At 64.9% G+C, this 16,770-nt stretch carries 11 protein-coding genes; 4 read left to right on the top strand and 7 right to left on the bottom strand.

What is annotated here, in order from left to right; genetic code table 11:
• Positions 1–11: 11 nt before the first annotated feature.
• On the bottom strand, positions 12–1,097 hold the full coding sequence (locus ACZ5PO_RS11835; RefSeq protein ID WP_464193565.1) for a Hint domain-containing protein: 1,086 nt from the start codon (positions 1,095–1,097) through the stop codon (positions 12–14).
• Positions 1,098–2,034: 937 nt separating this feature from the next.
• On the opposite strand from ACZ5PO_RS11835, the gene ACZ5PO_RS11830 reads away from it, so the two are divergent.
• The 3 genes from ACZ5PO_RS11830 (at position 2,035) to ACZ5PO_RS11820 (ending at position 7,411) form a co-directional block, all read left to right on the top strand.
• Entirely contained in the window at positions 2,035–2,463 is a 429-nt protein-coding gene (locus tag ACZ5PO_RS11830; RefSeq protein ID WP_464193563.1) for a hypothetical protein, read from the top strand.
• 686 nt (positions 2,464–3,149) lie between these two features.
• Positions 3,150–6,263: an autotransporter family protein gene (locus ACZ5PO_RS11825; RefSeq protein WP_464193561.1), complete on the top strand. Its 3,114-nt coding sequence runs from the start codon at positions 3,150–3,152 to the stop codon at positions 6,261–6,263.
• Between the two features lie 839 nt (positions 6,264–7,102).
• Positions 7,103–7,411: a hypothetical protein gene (locus ACZ5PO_RS11820; RefSeq protein WP_464193559.1), complete on the top strand. Its 309-nt coding sequence runs from the start codon at positions 7,103–7,105 to the stop codon at positions 7,409–7,411.
• A 188-nt stretch (positions 7,412–7,599) separates the two neighbouring features.
• Here ACZ5PO_RS11820 and ACZ5PO_RS11815 read toward each other — a convergent pair whose 3' ends face one another.
• From ACZ5PO_RS11815 to ACZ5PO_RS11790, 6 genes are all read right to left on the bottom strand, one after another.
• Positions 7,600–9,189 (bottom strand): porin, encoded by a 1,590-nt coding sequence (locus tag ACZ5PO_RS11815; protein ID WP_464193557.1) that lies wholly within the window; start codon positions 9,187–9,189, stop codon positions 7,600–7,602.
• A 428-nt stretch (positions 9,190–9,617) separates the two neighbouring features.
• A complete protein-coding gene (locus tag ACZ5PO_RS11810; protein WP_464193555.1) occupies positions 9,618–10,226 on the bottom strand; it encodes a hypothetical protein in 609 nt (202 codons plus the stop codon).
• A gap of 510 nt (positions 10,227–10,736) precedes the next feature.
• Complete coding sequence (locus ACZ5PO_RS11805; RefSeq protein WP_464196810.1) at positions 10,737–12,032, bottom strand: spinster family MFS transporter; 1,296 nt, start codon at positions 12,030–12,032, stop codon at positions 10,737–10,739.
• A 261-nt stretch (positions 12,033–12,293) separates the two neighbouring features.
• Positions 12,294–13,121, bottom strand: coding sequence for an SDR family oxidoreductase (locus tag ACZ5PO_RS11800; RefSeq protein WP_464193553.1), 828 nt, complete (start codon positions 13,119–13,121; stop codon positions 12,294–12,296).
• A gap of 298 nt (positions 13,122–13,419) precedes the next feature.
• A complete protein-coding gene (locus ACZ5PO_RS11795; protein ID WP_464193551.1) occupies positions 13,420–14,316 on the bottom strand; it encodes an enoyl-CoA hydratase in 897 nt (298 codons plus the stop codon).
• A 257-nt stretch (positions 14,317–14,573) separates the two neighbouring features.
• The gene (locus tag ACZ5PO_RS11790) at positions 14,574–15,368 is read right to left on the bottom strand and encodes an enoyl-CoA hydratase/isomerase family protein (RefSeq protein WP_464193549.1); all 795 of its coding nucleotides are present in this window, start codon (positions 15,366–15,368) and stop codon (positions 14,574–14,576) included.
• A 381-nt stretch (positions 15,369–15,749) separates the two neighbouring features.
• Between ACZ5PO_RS11790 and ACZ5PO_RS11785 the strand changes: the two genes are divergently transcribed.
• Positions 15,750–16,661, top strand: coding sequence for a LysR family transcriptional regulator (locus ACZ5PO_RS11785; RefSeq protein ID WP_464193547.1), 912 nt, complete (start codon positions 15,750–15,752; stop codon positions 16,659–16,661).
• Positions 16,662–16,770: the final 109 nt, after the last annotated feature.

The following is a 16,770-nucleotide window of genomic DNA, read 5'->3' as shown; positions in this document are numbered from 1 at the left end:
CGCAGGCGACCCTACGCGGCCAGCTGGTCCATCGAGCCCAGCAGTGCCTCGGCCCGCGCCGCCAGGCGCTCGCGGACCACGCGCGGCAACTGCCGGGCCGACTTCACGCGTGGCAGCTCCAGCTCGGGGATGTGTGCGCCGTCCTCGCCGAACAACGCTTCATACTCCGCGTAGTTGTCGAAGCGGCGCCGGGTGACGTTGTCGACGAAGGTCTCCGCCGGCGCGCCCTCGGCCAGGATCAGGGCGTGATCCTCGAGCTCGACGTGGAAATAGGTGAAGCGCGCCTCCGGCCGTTCGACCCGGGTGATGCTGCTGCCGTTCACCATGGCACCGGCCTGCACCAGCACCCCGTCGACCAACAGCGCATGGTCCGGTGAGAGGAAGAGATCGCGGGCGGGCAGACCGTCCCCGAGCGCCCCGGCGGCAACGCGCACCGGATAGGCCAGCAGCGGATCGGCGAACATGGCAACGACGCTCTGGCGGCCAATCCAACGCACTGCGCGCGGCCGGCCATCGGCACCGAGGACCAGATCGCCGATGGCGAGCTCTTCGACCGCGACCTCGCCGTCAGGCGTGGCGATCATGGTGCCGGCGAGGAAGCACGCATAGCCGACGGTGCCGGTCGTGGGATCGAAGATGAAATCGCTTGGGTTGAAGCTGCCTGACAGAGTGATCGAGGACAGGATCTGCGTGTACCACTCGCTCTGAACGTCGACGGCCTGGATGGTGATGGTGCCGTCGCCGTTGTCGATGGTCCGGAACTCGGTGATGTTGTCGTCGCCGAACCGCAGCAGGTCACCCGCGCTAAAGCCCTGGACAGTCAGGCCGGACGTGTTCCCCGCGCCCAAGATGCCGCCCGGCAGATTCACGGTTCCATCGCCGGTCCCGCTGAAGATGACCGTCTCGCCGACGATGCCGCCGCCACCGGCCGTCGCCGCCGAAAAATCCAGCGTCGACGCACCGACGATCTCGTAGGTGGCGCCCGAGCCGCCGGTCCAGCCGGTATTGATCAGAGTCGCCCCATTGGTGACCCTGATCAGTGAATTCGTTCCCGTATCAAGGTAACCCGTCGATACTGACGCCCCATCGATGATCAAGGTCGAATTCGTACCGAGGAAAATGCTTCCGTAGGTCGTATTTGCATTTACCGTCGTCGTCGCATCAGTTCCAACGCCCAAATCCGCCATCGGTCTCGCTCGCCTCCAAATGAAAATTCAATGTCTCGCCGAGCTGCTCGCAGCCCGCGGATCATCTGCGCCGGACACGCCAACGCGCCTCCCGCCGATGCGCGATCGTTCGGGATGACTACGCCTGATGTCGTCTTGTCTTCGACGTCGCTCGTCGCAGCAGGTACTCGTGCGCTTAATTCTAATTTAGTATATATGTTTTTAACCGATAATGCTTATATCGAAAAGGAAGTAGCCTCGCGCTCACCCGATTGAGGTATATCTATTGACGCGAGCCCGACGCCGACTGCAACGCCCATGTTGGAACGGGTCGCCGGTCCGTTGCGAAGACGCGGGCGCCCAACCATCGGACCGCCGCGCGAGGGCGTCACCGCAGGGCCGGTTCTCCATGCTCGGTCTTTGGGCAAGGACCTCGGCGCCGTCTGGATCGTCAAGAGCGCGACGGGCGTCCTGAAGGCCAGGCCCCCGGCGAGCTGGGCATGACGCCCCTGCCGCGCGGCGCCGGCGAGGGCCAGCGGCCATGCTCCCCGGGGGCGGCCGATCGATCTGCCTTATCGACCTCAGACAGCCAGCATGGGCGGAACAATAGGTCCCTGCGCCGCGTATGTAGCCATGGCAAAACGACAACTCGCCCCCGCCGCCCCCGTGCTTCGCGTCGTACGCGCGGAAGGCGGCCCCCCATATGAAGCCCGACGGGACCGCTTCGCGCCGCCGCTGAAGGCCGGCCAAGCCGTCCTCACCGAGCAGATGGCGAGCCTCCCGCCGATCTGACGCGTCCCTTCGAACAGGAACAGCCCGCGGCGGTCGAAAGGCCGCCGCCGGGTGTCATCAGCTCAGGGGGGGCGGAATGGAGTGGCACGAGCCGCCAAGGCAGAAAATTCGTCTGGACAAGAGAAGCCGCCAGAACGCCGATCGGCTGGCCGGAATCGAGCTGTTGATCCTCATCCCGCGGCGTCCGCCGCCCGAGCCCCGCCTCCGGCGGACCGGCGACGAGCGGCCGACGGACCCACGCGAGCACCGGCGCGCTCTTGCCATGCTCGACCTGGCCGACCTGCGCGAGAGCGGGCTGAGGGTGCGCCGGACCAAGGTCGTGCTGGCCCGGCGACCGACCGCCCCCTCGTTCCGCCGACCCGGCGAGCTGGCGCTGCACTATGGTATCGAGATCGCCGGTGAAAGGTGGTTTCACGCGCACCTGAGGCCTGACCCCATCGTCACGTGGCACCGCGACGCTCAGCCCCTTTTTTGGGGACTCTCGACGCCACCGCCTCGCTCATGAGGCGCGGCGCCGCGGCCCGAGCGGCGATCGAATCGCCCGCGGCGGCTCGCGGAGCCACATAGCCGGCGGCAGACCAGCTCCGCGATGAGCGCGAAACGCCGCGCCGAACGGCGCTTCCGCACCCCGCATGGCCCTCGAAGCGGCGAAAGTGTCGAACCGGTGCGTCTCTCGGTGCCCGCGACTCACCCCGCCGCACATCGACCGGCATCGAGCTGGCCGCGCGTCCAGGCGCGCGAGAGTTTCCCGACGGGCGCCCGGTGAGATACCCAGACGAGCCGGGGATAGTGACCCAGACGTACGCTGGATTGATAGCGTATGACACGGGGCATCCAACGCAAAAACCACATACGTCAGCGATATTATGAGCGTTTTCTGGCAAGATTGCGCAATATGTGCAAGGCAACCCTCGCAACAACTATGCGATGGCCGTCCGGGCGGGTGCTGAACAGAATTAATTATGTAATATATCCGTCATGCCGAGCTGGTAGGCCCCGGACCGGGGGCTGACTGCGGGGCTATTTCAAATGCGTTTGCTTGGTAGAACTTCATCGATTGCAATCATCGCCGTTCTTTCATCGAGTCCCACCTTCGGCCAAAGCGCGGCCAATATCGATGCGATCAATCTGCTTCGCGGCTTCAGCCTGCTTCCCGCCACGGGCGCCGGGCAGTCCGTTCTTTACAATAATTTGGAAACATCGATCGGCATCAACAACAATTCCAGTGCAGCCCAGCGTGCTCGCGCCGTCAGCGACAACACCATAGCGGCCCTCATCGGCTCGATGAGCAACGGCCTGCTCGTGTCGGACGCTTTGGGCTCCAAGATGGGCTCGGCCTACGCGACGATCAACAGCATCAACCCGCAGACCTTCTCGGCGAAGACATTCTCGCCGAATTTCGAGAAGTTCTTCTCGCAGGTCAACGCGTTGATCCAGTCGGATTCGAGCATCGCGAAGAACTTCTATGCCAATGGCAGCCGGACCGGGAATCCGGCACAGCCCGCCGTGGGTCTGTCCCTGCCGCCCGGCGGCGTCTTCAACGTCTACGACCTGGCCTACAATCCGCCGGCCGCGACGAAAAACACGGTCGGCAACTCGCGGCCCGTCCAGATTGCGCCAAACCGTATCCAGACCTTCACCGCGCCCGACTTCTTCGGCGCCAGCACCAACACCGCGACCGCGGTCGTGCCCACCCTGATCAGCAACGCAGCCTTTCCCAGCGGACACTCCGCCTTCGGATTTGCCAGCACGCTGATGCTGGCCCAGATGGTGCCCGAGCGGTTCCAGGAGCTGCTGACCCGCGGATCGGAATACGGCAACAGCCGTATCGTGCTGGGTGCGCACCATACGCTCGACGTGATCGGCGCCCGTATCATGACGACCTACACGCTGGCGCAGATCCTCAACAACAATCCGGCCTATCTGAACCAGCAGACCACGAGCATCCTGGGCAGCCCGCTCACGACGACCGGCGACTTCCAGAGCCTTTTCGGCGCCGCTCAAGCCGATCTGCGCACCGCTCTGACGGCGGGCTGCGGCGCCTCCATCCAGAGCTGCGCCGCCACCAGCAGCGCGGATCGCTTCAGCAACAAGGCCCAGAACAAGGCCGACTACACCTACCGCCTGACGTACGGCCTGCCGGCGGTCGGCCCCACCAATCTCGCCCCGGTGGTTCCCGTCGGGGCTGAGGTGTTGATTGCGACCCGCTTTCCTTATCTCAATGCCGAGCAACGGCGCGACATCCTGGCCACGACGGAAATCGCGTCGGGTGCCGCGCTCGATGACGGATCGGGCTGGGCGCGTCTCAACCTCTACGCCGCGGCTGACGGCTACGGCGCCTTCAACAGCAACGTCACCGTCGCGATGGATGCCAGCAAGGGCGGCTTCAACGCCTTCGACAGCTGGGGCAACGACATCGGAGGCGCCGGCAGCCTGACCAAGACCGGCACCGGCGCGCTGGCGCTGACCGGCAACAACAGCTTCTCCGGCGGCATCCGAATCGAAGGGGGCACGCTGATCGGCCATGCCGGCAGCCTCGGCACCGGCCATATCGTCGACAACGCCAGCCTGGTGGTCGAGCAGGCCAGCGACGCGAAGCTCGGCACCGCCATCTCCGGGCGCGGCGATCTGTTCAAGACGGGCCGCGGCGCGCTCGAGCTCACCGGCACGAGCACGCTGACCGGCACCACGTCGGTGATGGAGGGGCGGCTCTCGGTCAACGGCAGCCTCGCCAATTCGATCGTGAACGTCGACAACGGCGCTGCGCTCGGCGGCAACGGCACGGTCGGCGGCATCATCGCGCGGACCGGCGCCAATATCGCCCCCGGCAATTCGATCGGCACCCTGAAAGTTGCCGGCAACGTCGCCTTCCAGACCGGCTCGGTGTTCACCGTCGAGGCCAACGCCGCCGGTCAGTCCGACCGCATCGAGGCGGCGGGCTCGGCCTGGCTCTCGGGCGGCAACGTCCGGGTCCTCGCTGACAACGGACTCTACAACTGGCAGACGGTCTACCCGATCCTGACCGCGGCCGGAGGGGTGAACGGACGATTCGACGGGGTTTCGAGCAACCTCGCCTTCCTCATGCCGAGCCTGTCGTACGGGTCGACGAGCGTTACGCTGGCGCTGACCCGCAACGACGTCAACTTCACCGACGTGGCGCTGACCCGAAACCAGTTCGGCGTCGCCAACGCCCTCACGGTCGCCGGCTACAACGGCCCGCTTTACGGCGCCGTCGTGCAGACCAGCCGGGAGGGTGCCCGCACCGCCTTCGACGCATTGTCCGGTGAGGCCCATGCCACGGCCGGCAGCGTCATGATCGAGCGCAGCGGAGACGTTCGCCGGGCCGTGCTGGACCGGTTGCGCCAGAGCGAGATCGGGGGCACGGCCCTGCCGCCCGCCGCGCCCTATTCCGTCAGCAGGGGACCGAGCAAGTCCGGCGACCAGTACGCGCTGCCGGCGGAGCCGGCGCCCATCGCCCCGTCGCCGGCGCTCTGGGGACAGGCCTTCGGCTCCTGGGGCAAGATGGAAGCCAACGGCAGGCCGGCCGGCGTCGACACCTCGACGGGCGGCTTCGTCCTGGGCGCCGACTCGCCCGTCACCGAAGTCTGGCGGCTCGGCGTCGCCGGCGGCTACAGCCGGACCAACGTGGACGGCAAGGCCAATTCGGCCTCGGGCACGATCGACAGCTACACGGCCGCTCTCTACGGCAGCGGCCAGTGGGGCGCCGCCGCGCTTCGCTTCGGCGGGGCCTATACACTGAACAAGGTCGATACGACCCGCCGGGTCGCCTTCGGCACGTTCTACGACCAGCCGACCGCGAGCTATGACGCGCGGACGGCGCAGATCTTCGGCGACCTCGGCTATGGCTTCAAGTTCGGCGCGGTCTCGTTCGAGCCCTTCGTCGGTCTCGCCTACGTCAATCTCGACACCGACTCCTTCGCCGAGCGGGGCGGTGTGGCGGCTCTCTATGGTCGCGGCGGCAGCCACAACGTCACCTTCTCCACCGTCGGCCTGCGGCTTGCCGACACCTTCGACCTCGGTGGCACGGCGCTCATCGCCCGCGGCATGGTGGGCTGGCGTCACGCCTTCGGCGACGTCGACCCGAGCGTCACCATGAACTTCCTCAATGCCAGCACGCCATTCTCGGTCACCGGCCTGCCGGTTGCCCGCAATGCCGTGGTGCTCGAGGGCGGTCTCGATGTTCTCCTCGCCAAGAACATCACGCTGGGAGTCAGCTACTCCGGCCAGTATGGCAGCAAGGTCCAGGACAACGCGCTCAAGGGCAACTTCGTCTGGAATTTCTGACGCGACGTAGGAAGCTCTGCTTCGCTAGAGCGCTTTGCGATTGGGTGGACTCACCCAATCGCAAAAAAGCGCTCCAGATTCAAAAGACTATGAGCATGATCCCAAAAAGTGGACACCGGCTTTTGGGTAAGATCATGCTCAAAACAAAGACTTAGAGCGGCGAACGCTCCGGCGCCGTGGCTCTAGCTAGCTCTCCATCTTGGAGCGCCACGGCCGCCGCCCGCGTATCAACGGGGCGGCGGCATCTCCGTGTCGTCACCTTGCCTCGTCCACGCGGCAAGGGCTCATCGAATAGCTCGACCCGATGCCGCTTGGAGCTAGAGCGCTTTTCTGCAATTGGATGATCTCATCCAATTGCGAAATGCTCTAGCGCGACGCGTCCGTCGCGACTTCTCCATGCCGCGTCCTCGGCGGATGCGGCGCTGGGCAGGACGGGCTCTGGCAGCGATCGCGCGATCGCGCGATCGCCAAGCCATGGCGCAGGCGAATTGAGGCCGCCTATTTTCGGCCCGACGCAGGCTCGTTGCATCAAGGCGGTCTCGCACGCTTCGCTGAGCCTGGTCATCTTCCGCAACCACGGCGAGTGCTGGTCCGCCAAGCGGAACAATAAGCCCCCAAGGCGCGTATGTAGCCATGGCAAGGCGACAGCTCAGCTCCACCGGCCTCGCGCCTGTACGCGCAGACGGCGGCTACCGATATGAAATCCGGAGCACGAAGCGCCGGGCGAGAGAGCTTGGACGGGCAAAGCCCAGCCTGGTCCATGCGCCGAGTCTCGGAGCCGGCGAAGTTCAAGCCGGAGATCGAAGAGCTCCAACCGGCGGCCCACAGACGGAGGGCCGATGCGTTCCCCGGCGCCGGTCGCCACGATGAGTCTGGCGGATAGGCGGTCGAACCGCGACCCTTGGATCGCAGCGGAGCGGCACGGGCAAAGCGGGGATGGCTTGGCTGATCAGTGTGAAGAGAGCCGGATCACGTGCATCGAGATCAAGCTGACGCCGTCGATGATCGCGGCTCTGGACAAGTTCATTGCCAGCCAACCAAGTCCGCTGTCCCGCGACGACGCGGCCTGGATCGCTCTGCACGAGTGGCTGACGAGCCAAGGGCTGATGGAGGATGTCGGAACGGCGGAAAGCGGTGAGCGGCGATGACCTCAGCGGCAAGCTGGGCCGCTGCTGTCGCCGCGAAGCCCAGTGCCTTCGCCCTGCGGCCTTTTGCAGACACTGACTGCATGGATGTCCTGCGCGCGCAGACCGATCCTCCTCCCGGTCGTTGAGCCGGGCGGCCTCCTTGCGATTGCGCGATGCGCCCCAATCGCAAGGCGCTTCCGCCCCTGCCCTCAGAAGGTGCGATCGAAGCGGAGGCGGGTCAGCCAGTTGTCGTCGAAGCTGACCGTCTTGCCCGTCAGGGCACCGTACTTGTTGTTGTCGACCACCCGGCCCTTCGGGTCGACGCGCTGGTACACCACCTCCACGCCGATATCGAGGTCCTTGACCGGCGACCAGACCAGGTTGGCCAGGGTGACGATTTCGTTGAAGCTCTTGAAGGCGATATTGGTGGAGCCCGCCGCCAGCGACGCCGGGGTCACGACGCCGGCCGAGTTGGCATAGAGGTTGCCCAGTGGACCGGCGGTGCGGGCCGAACCGGGATATTGCAGCTCGCCGTAGGTGAACACGAAGCCGGACCGCCATTGCGGCGCCCAGTAGTGCAGGAAGGCCGCTGCCATGGACCACGACCGGCTCAGCTTGATGTCGCCGCTGTTGGGGTCGACATAGCCTTCCGACTTGTACGCGAAGAAGCGACCGCCGCCGCCGGGCCCGGCTTGGATTTGGCTCTCGGTGCCGATCGGCACGGAGACGCCGGTGTATGACATCGCGCCGCGGGCGTAGGCCGCCTGTAGCCACAGCGCATCACCCGGCGCCAGGAACGGCAGGTTGAACTTCACGCCGCCCTGCACCGCATAGCCATAGGCCGCGTCCGGCCGCTGCGGGTAGACGCCTGCCGCGGCAACCGCTGCCGGCGTCGCCGCGACGCCCGCGTTGTTGTAGACGCTGAGGTTGTTGTAGCCGCCGATGGAGACCTGGTGGACGGCGGCCGAGATCTGGGCCGAGCCCCAGCCCTGGTCGACGCGCAGGTTGGCGACGAAGTCGGGCAGCTGCTGACGCTGGGCGATGTCGACGAAGGCGTAGCCCGTCCGCTGGCCGGCTGCGTTGAACAGGTAGACCGGCGAGCCGTAGGTGCAGCCGTTGACGCCGGCGGCGCACAGGCCTTGGAGAACCGGGTCGATCGAGCCGGCATTCGGCTGGCTGAAGGTCAGGTTGGCGCCCGGGACGGCGCTCTGCGGGTTGGCCGAGAACAGCGGGTTGCGGCGGAACGACGGGTCTTCCGCCGACACCGTCGCGCTCCAGCCATTGCCGAACCGGTGGGAGTAGGCGAGCAGGTTGGTGGCGAACGTATTCGAGGTGATCGAGAAGTTCGTCAGCTCGATATCCGTCACATAGAAATCATAGAATGACGAAGCACGACCGGCGGTGAGACCCGCGAGTTGGATAAACGCTGTGGTGACGTCCACAGACTTATAGGAGCGGTTGTAGGTGTCGATGCCCGTGGCGTTGAAGGCAAACGGGCCCAAGGCGCGCAGGGTGCCGGAGGCGCCATGCTGCTGGCCGGTGCGGCTGGCGATGTCGAAGCGGATGAAGGTGCGCAGGGTGCCCCACGCGGTGGAGGTACGCCCGTCCAGCTGGATACGGCCCATTCCGACGAAATTCGACCGATCGGCGAGATTCAGCGAGCGATATTGGGCAAACTCGTACTGGAACTGGGCGCGGCCACCAATCTTGATGCAGGTGTCGGTGCCCGGGATGTAGAAGAAGCCGAGACCATGGACGGAGCAGACCTTCACGTACTCGACCGGCGCGGCCTTCGTCATGGGAAGATCGGCCGCGAACGCCGCCGGCATCGACATCAGGGCCGCACATGACCCAAGCAGCAGACTCCTGGAAGGCTTCATCTTTTCCTCCGAATACATATTTGGCGTGGCTCAACCGCGCGGCGTGAACGCTGTATTCGCCGACTTATTTTGAGTGGCGTTTATCGAACTAATCGATCCGCAACGCCCATGTGGCCAATGTCTTATGGCCGCGCCGCGAGGTCAAATGTTCCAATTTGCCAGATATTTTTGAAACGACAGGCGTTACCTTCGCGACACATTTGACGTTACCGCAACGCCAGAAACTCAGTTGCGATCCGTATCGCTACGCTATTCTGCACTTCGTAGCGACGTAGCCGTTCGCCCTATACTCGAGATCGATCGATGATCGACCCTTTTTCTTGGCAGATCGAGGCGCCACGTGTGGCTCAGGCCTCGCCGGCGGCAGAGCCGATCGACAGCCGCGCCGGGTCGACGCCGCCGTTCGGCGCGCCGTGCTGGCGGAGGCAGCGCCATACGGTTGATTTGCTGAGCCCCACGGCCCTGGAGACCTCTGCAAGCGAGTTGGACTGGCTGAGGACCAGGATCTTGTACAGCAGCTCCGCCGTCAGCTTTGCCGGACGCCCCTGCTTTGCGCGGGGCCTGATCCCCGCCCTCGCGCCGCTTCCGTTCACCGCGGCAGACGAGTCGATGGTCACTCTGCTCAATTTCAGGCAGAACCGACCGATGCTGGCGGACGACACGTTGTCTTCCACCGCGGTAAATTGGATCGAGTCCCGGTAAAGTCGCGATATCAGCCGCACAATACCCTCGGCATCGAGGCCGAGCGACCCCAGGCTCGGGACCACCAGCCTGTCGCCCGGCTGGAGCTCGTTGACGAGCTTGCTCAGATCGACGCAACTGGTCCCTAAGCCCAGTGAGAAGACGATGTCCGTGCAGCCCTCGGCGCCGAGGCACTGCATTTTCTCGGCTGCTTGCGCCTTGGTCTCTACCGCCAGGTAGCCGACCGTGCGCCCTTTACGTCCGGGGCTGTGCATGGCCGCCGGACCTTGGAGAGCTCCGTCGGGCACACGGCTTGGAGAAGGAGGCCTTTCCTCCCGCACGGCGCCCCCGCACCAAAGCGCTTCGCCATGGGATGGCATCACCCAATGGCATGGACATGCTTATCCATCGTCGGACCGGAAGCGCTTCTTTTGCGATCGGGCGATTCTGCCCAATCGCGACATGCTCCAGGCTTTTGCCTCGTGGCAGGCTCTTCGAACGGCACGGACGCCCCATGATCACCCCCTCGCATCGCATCTGCGCCGAAGCTTTTCAGCTACGTTTCCCCTAGAGCGCTTTGCGATTGGGTGGACTCACCCAATCGCGAGAAAGCGCTCCAGATTCAAAACACTATGAGCATTTCTCTGCCGTTGGATGGGTCCATCCAATGGCGAAATGCTCTAGCAGCCTGCCCACCGCCCCGTGGCGGCGGGCGGCAGCCGACAGAACACTTCTATTCTTTGATTTTTGCTTGCACGTTACTGCTCTTTGAACGTCCTCCGTCGTTACGACGAGAGGCTCCAGCGTTTGCTCGAGCGGGCCGCCAGCCAGAAATGGATTGCGGCCCAAATCGGCATGCAGGTCGTTGCCATCAGCGCGTAACGCAAGCTCTCGGCCCCAAGGCTCGGCTTGAGATAATCGCTGATCACGCCCACCGCGACCGGTCCTAGTCCGAGGCCCAGAAGCGATGACGTCAGCAACACGATGGCGACCGCGGTCGCACGCCGGTGCGGCTCGGCGTAGGTCTGCAGCGCCGACAGTGCGACGCCTCCGCCCGAGGCACCGATGAAGAATGCGATCAGCTGAAGCCCGAGCGCGGCTTTCCAGTCGGCGACCCAAAAGGACGGCAGCATGAACAGCGGAAACAGCCCGAACACGAGCATCGGCCACCACAGCTCCCAGCGCACGTCGCGAGGCCCGAGGCGGGTCAGAACATAGCCGCCGAATACTGTTCCCAGCACGCCGCCGATAGCGCCCGTCGCCCCGCTATACAGCCCCACCTGGGTCAAGCTCAGGCCGTGGAGGCGGATGAAGAACGCCGGTATCCATTGGACCATGCCGTAGCTTCCGAACGCGGCAACGGCGACACCCAGGACGAGATGGACGAGCGGTGGCCGCACGAAAAGCGCCTTCAGCGTCGCCAGCATGGATTCGGCTGACGCCCGGGCATGGTCTTCGCCGCGCGGCGGCTCACGCACCGTGAAGAACATCAGGAGCGCCAGTGGAATGCCGAGCAGTCCCACGGTCACCAGGGCGGCCCGCCAGCCCCAGAGTTGCGCGACCACGCCCGCGAGCGCCAGCCCGGCGCTTTGGCCCAATACCCCACCCGCCTGGAAAATGCTGATGGCGAACGCTCGGCGCTCGCGCGGAAAAAGGTCACCCAGAAGCGAGTGGGCGGCCGGAACGCAACCTGCCTCGCCCACGCCCACGGCCATGCGTGCGACGAACAGCTCGAGGAAGTTGCGCACGAGCCCGGTCAGGGCCGTCATGGCGCTCCATATGGCCAGGCAGATCGACACAAGCGTAATGCGGGAGCGACGATCCGCGATGCGCGCCAGCGGCAGCCCCAGCGCCGCGTAGAGCGTCGCGAATGCGAAGCCGGCGATCAGCCCCATTTGTGCATCGGACAAGCCGAGCTCCAGCTTGATCGGCTGGAGCAGGATCGCGATGACCATGCGATCGAGGTAGTTGAAGAAGCTCACTGCGGTCAGGAGGCCTAGTGCGTAGGCCGGCGTGCTGATGCGCATCGGCGTGGAGGCGCCTGCCGCCAGGCCGATGAGCGGGCGATCTTGACTGCTCATGATCGCCAAGACCCGGTCACATGTAGTGCGATGGGTTCGCCCGCACCAACGACTGCGCGGCTAGACGTGTGAACACGAATTAGACCGATTGATGCTGAAATTTTATGATTTTGAGCCACAGCTTTCCTCCCGACGATTTTTTATTCGGAATGCGCCTATCCGACGCAGAGCGGTCCAGCGGCACCGCTGACAGAGCGGTCGCCAGTTCTTGATCGGACCATGGGTCCGGCCGGGGCCACCCGGCCGGCGCCTGGGTTCAGCTCACGCCGCAGGCGGCATCGCGGCGAGCAGGGCCTCGGTCCGCGCGGCAATCCTGTCCGCGGACGACCGATCCGTGTGAACGTAGAGGCGGTTCTCGCGGATTGCGGCCAGCACCATGTCACCGACCGCGTCGGGCGGCGTGCCATGCGCAAGGTAATCCCGCATCACCTGTTGTTGCGCAAAGGCAGAACTCCGCTGCGTTGCGGACATCGACTTGGTGACCTTCGGCTGAGCCGCGCGCGTCCGCTCGATGATGTCCGTGGCGACCGGGCCGGGGCACAAGACGGTCACCCCGATCCCCTGGCGTTCGAGCTCGACGCCGAGCGCCTCGCTCATGCCGACGACGGCGAACTTGGCCGTACAGTAGAGCACCCCTCCGCTCGTGGCGGACAGTCCCGCGCCGGAGGACGTATTGACGATGTGGCCGCCGGCGCCGCGCTCGACGATGCGTGGCAGGAAGGTCTGGACCCCGTTGATCACACCCTCCAGGTTGATCCCCATGCCCCAGTCCCACAGCTCATAGGTGAGCCTGTCGGCGGGAGCGCCCCCTGCAACGCCTGCGTTGTTCACCAGGATCGAGACCGGCCCGAGCTTCGCCTCCACGGCGTCCGCCACACGCGCGTAGGCGGAGCGGTCGCGGACATCCAGCACGGCAACGCAAACCTCCGTCGCCCGACCCAGCTCGGCCTCCGCCCGTTCGAGCGCGCCCGCGTCGAGATCGATCAGCGCCAGCTTCGCACCGGCTCGCGCAAGTGACCGAGCGATGCCGAGGCCGATTCCATTGGCGCCTCCCGTAATAAAGGCGGTGCGATGAGCGATGTCAGTCATGTCATTCCAATCGTAGCTCGGCACAGAAGGGGGTGGGGGCTAGAGCGATTTGCGATTGGGTGGAATCACCCAATCGCGGAAAAACGCTCCAGATTCAAAAAGTTATGAGCATTTCTCTGCAATTGGATGATCTCATCCAATTGCGAAATGCTCTAGCCGAGTGCCGTGAGCAGAGCGGAGCTTTCTCCGGGAGCCCCCTCACCCGGCCTGCGCTTGCGCGCAATCCGACCTCTCCCCGCAGGCGGGGCGAGGTATGCAGTTGCACCGCCGCCAGTCTTTTGCTGCGACGGCGTCAAAGCTACTTGTCGCCGGCCGCAGCCTTGCGCGCGGCCATCAGCCGCTCGACGTTGGCGCGCATGGCCGGCGGCAGGCTGTCGATGTCGATCGGCATTCCGTTGGTGAGCAGCGCCTGCATGTGGCCGATCTGATGCATCTGGAAGGCGTGGTCCATCGCCGCCTTGCGCCCCATCTGATCCTGCGCGAAGTTGATCGCCTGCTTCACCAGCTTCATCGTAAAGGGGTTCTTAGCGGCGATGGTCTCCGCCAGGGCGAGCGCTCGCGCGGTCAGCTGCTCCCGCGGCACGACGTGGTTGACCATGCCTCGCCGCTCCGCTTCCTGCGCGGTCATCCAGTTGCCGGTCATCAGCCATTCCTTGGCCTGCCGAACACTCATCTCATAGGGATGCTGGAAGAGCTCCGCGCCGGGGACACCCATCTCCGCCGCCGTGGCGTCGCGGAACTGGGCATCGTCCGAACAGACGATGAGGTCGCACATCCACGTGAGCATGATCCCACCCGAAATCACCGACCCCTGGATTTCGGCGATCGTCGGCTTCGGCGCGTTGCGCCAACGCTCGGTGATCTCGAGATAGATTTCCTTCTCGCGAGCATAGGCGCCGGCCCAGCCCTTGCCTCCGAACCCGCCCCAAAGCCCGACGATCTGTTCAGGCGATGGATTGTTCGGCCCCTCCCCGCTGATATCGTGGCCTGCGCTGAAATGATCGCCGGCGGCGGCAAGGATGATCACGTTGATGCTGTCGTCGTGACAGGCGCGCTTGAACGCGTCGTCGAGCTCATACGTCATGGTTATGCCCTGCGCATTGCGCCGGCCGGGCCGGTTCATGACGATCCGCGCCACCTTGGGAGCGGGCTCCTCGTAGATCAGCTGTTCGTAATCGCGACCTTCTGCGGTCATGCCCGCCTTTCCTCCCTTACACGCGCTGATCGGTCACCGAACAACCGCCGCGTCGATTGATGTCGAACCTTTCCGAGCCCGGACCGCAGCGTCAAATTCCAACGCGGGGCCAAGCATGAACTGCGGGAATGCTCCGCTTTAGAGCAACAGACGCCGAAGTGGATGCAGGTCTTGGGGAAATCCGATGCCGAAGACAGCGAGCGAGAGCGGCCGCCCCGATTCCGTCGGCGCGCCCGCAGCTCCAGTCCACGGCGCGCTCAGGCCCGGTCAGCTCTCGTCTCGCCGAACGCGGCGACCGTTCGTGCGAAGGAGCTCGCTTGCATGCAGGCCATCTGGGTGTGCTCCTCCAAGGCGATGACCGCCGCCAAGTCGTCGATACCGGCCGCACGACCCATCGTCTCCTTGGTCTTGCGAAGTCCCATGGGCGATGCGGCGAGCAAGTCGGTGACCAGCGAACGGGCGGCAGCTTCGAGTTGATCGTCGTCGACGACCTCCGACACGAGGCCCGCGGCGAGCGCACGATCGGCATGAATAAACCGGCCGGTCATCATCAGCTCGGCAGCAAGGGACGTACCGACAGTGCGCGGTAGGAAGTAGCTGGTTCCGAGCTCGCAGCCGGAGAGCCCGAGCTTGACGAACGCCGCATTCATCTTGGCGCTGCGGCCCGCGATGCGAATGTCCGAGGCCAACACGACGTTGAACCCACCGCCGCATGCCGCGCCGTGAACCAGCGATATGATGGCCTGCGGACAGGAGCGCATCTTGAGGACGATGTCGGCCAGCGACGGTCCGGGCCCCTGATCGGTCGCCCCCTTCGGCATGCTTGCTGGCGAACTCTTGAACCAGATGAGGTCGAGTCCGGCGCAGAATGCCTTTCCGGCGCCGCGCATGACCACGATCCGGCGTGCGTAATCGGACTGCAGCCCGTCGAAATAGTCCCACAGCTCGCGCACCATCGTCGCATCCAGGGCGTTGAGACGATCCGGCCGATTGAGGGTCAACCAGTCGACGGCACCTTCATGGACAACGTTGATCGTGGAATAGTCGGTCATCGCTCACCTTCTTCGCTGGTCATCTTCGGCAAGGCGCAGGGCACGAGAGCCCCTCGATGTTCGCGCGCCGGCCTGTAGATCTTGGCTCGAACGCCCTTCCGACACGGCCGGCGCTTGCCTCGATCGGCGCCGGCGGCCTTATGAAACGGAGAATAGAGGGACGGGAGCGACAGCAGAAATTCCTATGCTGCGAGAGGAATGCCCGACAGGCATGGCCGGGCGATTTTTCCGCGCCGGTAACCTGCTCACAGTTCATTGCTGATCAAACGGCTCATGGGGCGCGTTTAGCCGCGTACTTGCGAGTAGACGGCCGCCGAACATCGGAGAAGAGCCACCGCTCCCCACTTGCCACTGATGGCCATTCCCAGTAGGAATGGCTCCATGATCGATCGACGCCTTCAGTACGTTGTCGCCACCGCACGTTTCGGCTCCTTCACCGCTGCGGCAGAGCGCGTCGGGGTGACCCAGTCGGCCGTCACCAAGAGTGTGGCCGATCTGGAGCGGCAGCTCGGTTATTCGATCTTCAACCGGACCGCCCGTGGCGTTCTCCTGACGGAAGAAGGCCGCACGTTCGTGGAGCGCGCGGCCCGCCTCCTCGACGAGGCCCAGGATCTGCTGCGCGGGGCGTCGGCGGGATCGGATCCCTACGCGGGCGTGCTCAGGATCGGCGTATGCCCGGCTTCGCTGGAATGGATTCTGGTGGAGCCACTATCGACGTTGTTGGCCCGGCATCCCAAGATTCGATTCGATATTGTCGGAGGCAGCTTCGATCGAGCCGTGCAACAGTTACGTGGTGGCGCAATCGATCTGGCCATTGGCTATGACGCGGCATTCGAAGAGCATCCTGACTTCCGACGTGAGCCGCTGCCGCCTATGCCAACGACGTTCTTTGTCAGGCATGGGCACCCGATTCTCGATTGCAACGAGGTCACGACGGCGGAGATCGCCAAATACGACCTGATTTCACCTTCGGGATCGTCGCCCTACGATTACTTCTGGCGCCAGATCTACGAAGAAGCTGGCGTCGACGCCCATGAGAGGCTGCATATCATCGACTACTTTCCAATTGTCGCCCGGCTCGTGCATAAAACCAACGCTATCGGCATCGTGTCGATTCATTACACGGAGACGCGCACCTTCAAGAGCCGCTTCGCCCGCGTGCCGTTTCTCGAGTCACGTCCGTTGGCACCGCTCTGTTGCGCGACCCGTCTCCGGTGGAGCCCGCGCCCTGCCGTGCGCGCCTTCATCAAGGCCTGTCGCGAGCGGCGCCTCCGGTCGGCCGAGCCATCATGAGCGGCCGCTCTCGGCTCACGTCGATGATCGATAGGGGGGCCGCGCGGATGGTCGACAGCCGCCCGGCATCGTCACCCGGCAGGACGCTGCGGCGGCGCCTCTGCCGGAG

Source organism: Chelatococcus sp. KU-N122 (assembly GCF_055391085.1).
Note: the sequence above shows the minus strand (reverse complement) of the source record. Positions and strands in the feature narration are given on the sequence as shown.

What these genes read in the sequence shown, in the direction of transcription:
- ACZ5PO_RS11805 (WP_464196810.1), bottom strand. Translation starts at nt 12,032, where the DNA reads ATGAGCAGTCAAGATCGCCCGCTCATCGGCCTGGCGGCAGGCGCCTCC.
- ACZ5PO_RS11830 (WP_464193563.1), top strand. Translation starts at nt 2,035, where the DNA reads ATGGAGTGGCACGAGCCGCCAAGGCAGAAAATTCGTCTGGACAAGAGA.
- ACZ5PO_RS11795 (WP_464193551.1), bottom strand. Translation starts at nt 14,316, where the DNA reads ATGACCGCAGAAGGTCGCGATTACGAACAGCTGATCTACGAGGAGCCC.
- ACZ5PO_RS11815 (WP_464193557.1), bottom strand. Translation starts at nt 9,189, where the DNA reads ATGACGAAGGCCGCGCCGGTCGAGTACGTGAAGGTCTGCTCCGTCCAT.
- ACZ5PO_RS11790 (WP_464193549.1), bottom strand. Translation starts at nt 15,368, where the DNA reads ATGACCGACTATTCCACGATCAACGTTGTCCATGAAGGTGCCGTCGAC.
- ACZ5PO_RS11785 (WP_464193547.1), top strand. Translation starts at nt 15,750, where the DNA reads ATGATCGATCGACGCCTTCAGTACGTTGTCGCCACCGCACGTTTCGGC.
- ACZ5PO_RS11800 (WP_464193553.1), bottom strand. Translation starts at nt 13,121, where the DNA reads ATGACTGACATCGCTCATCGCACCGCCTTTATTACGGGAGGCGCCAAT.
- ACZ5PO_RS11820 (WP_464193559.1), top strand. Translation starts at nt 7,103, where the DNA reads ATGCGTTCCCCGGCGCCGGTCGCCACGATGAGTCTGGCGGATAGGCGG.
- ACZ5PO_RS11810 (WP_464193555.1), bottom strand. Translation starts at nt 10,226, where the DNA reads ATGCACAGCCCCGGACGTAAAGGGCGCACGGTCGGCTACCTGGCGGTA.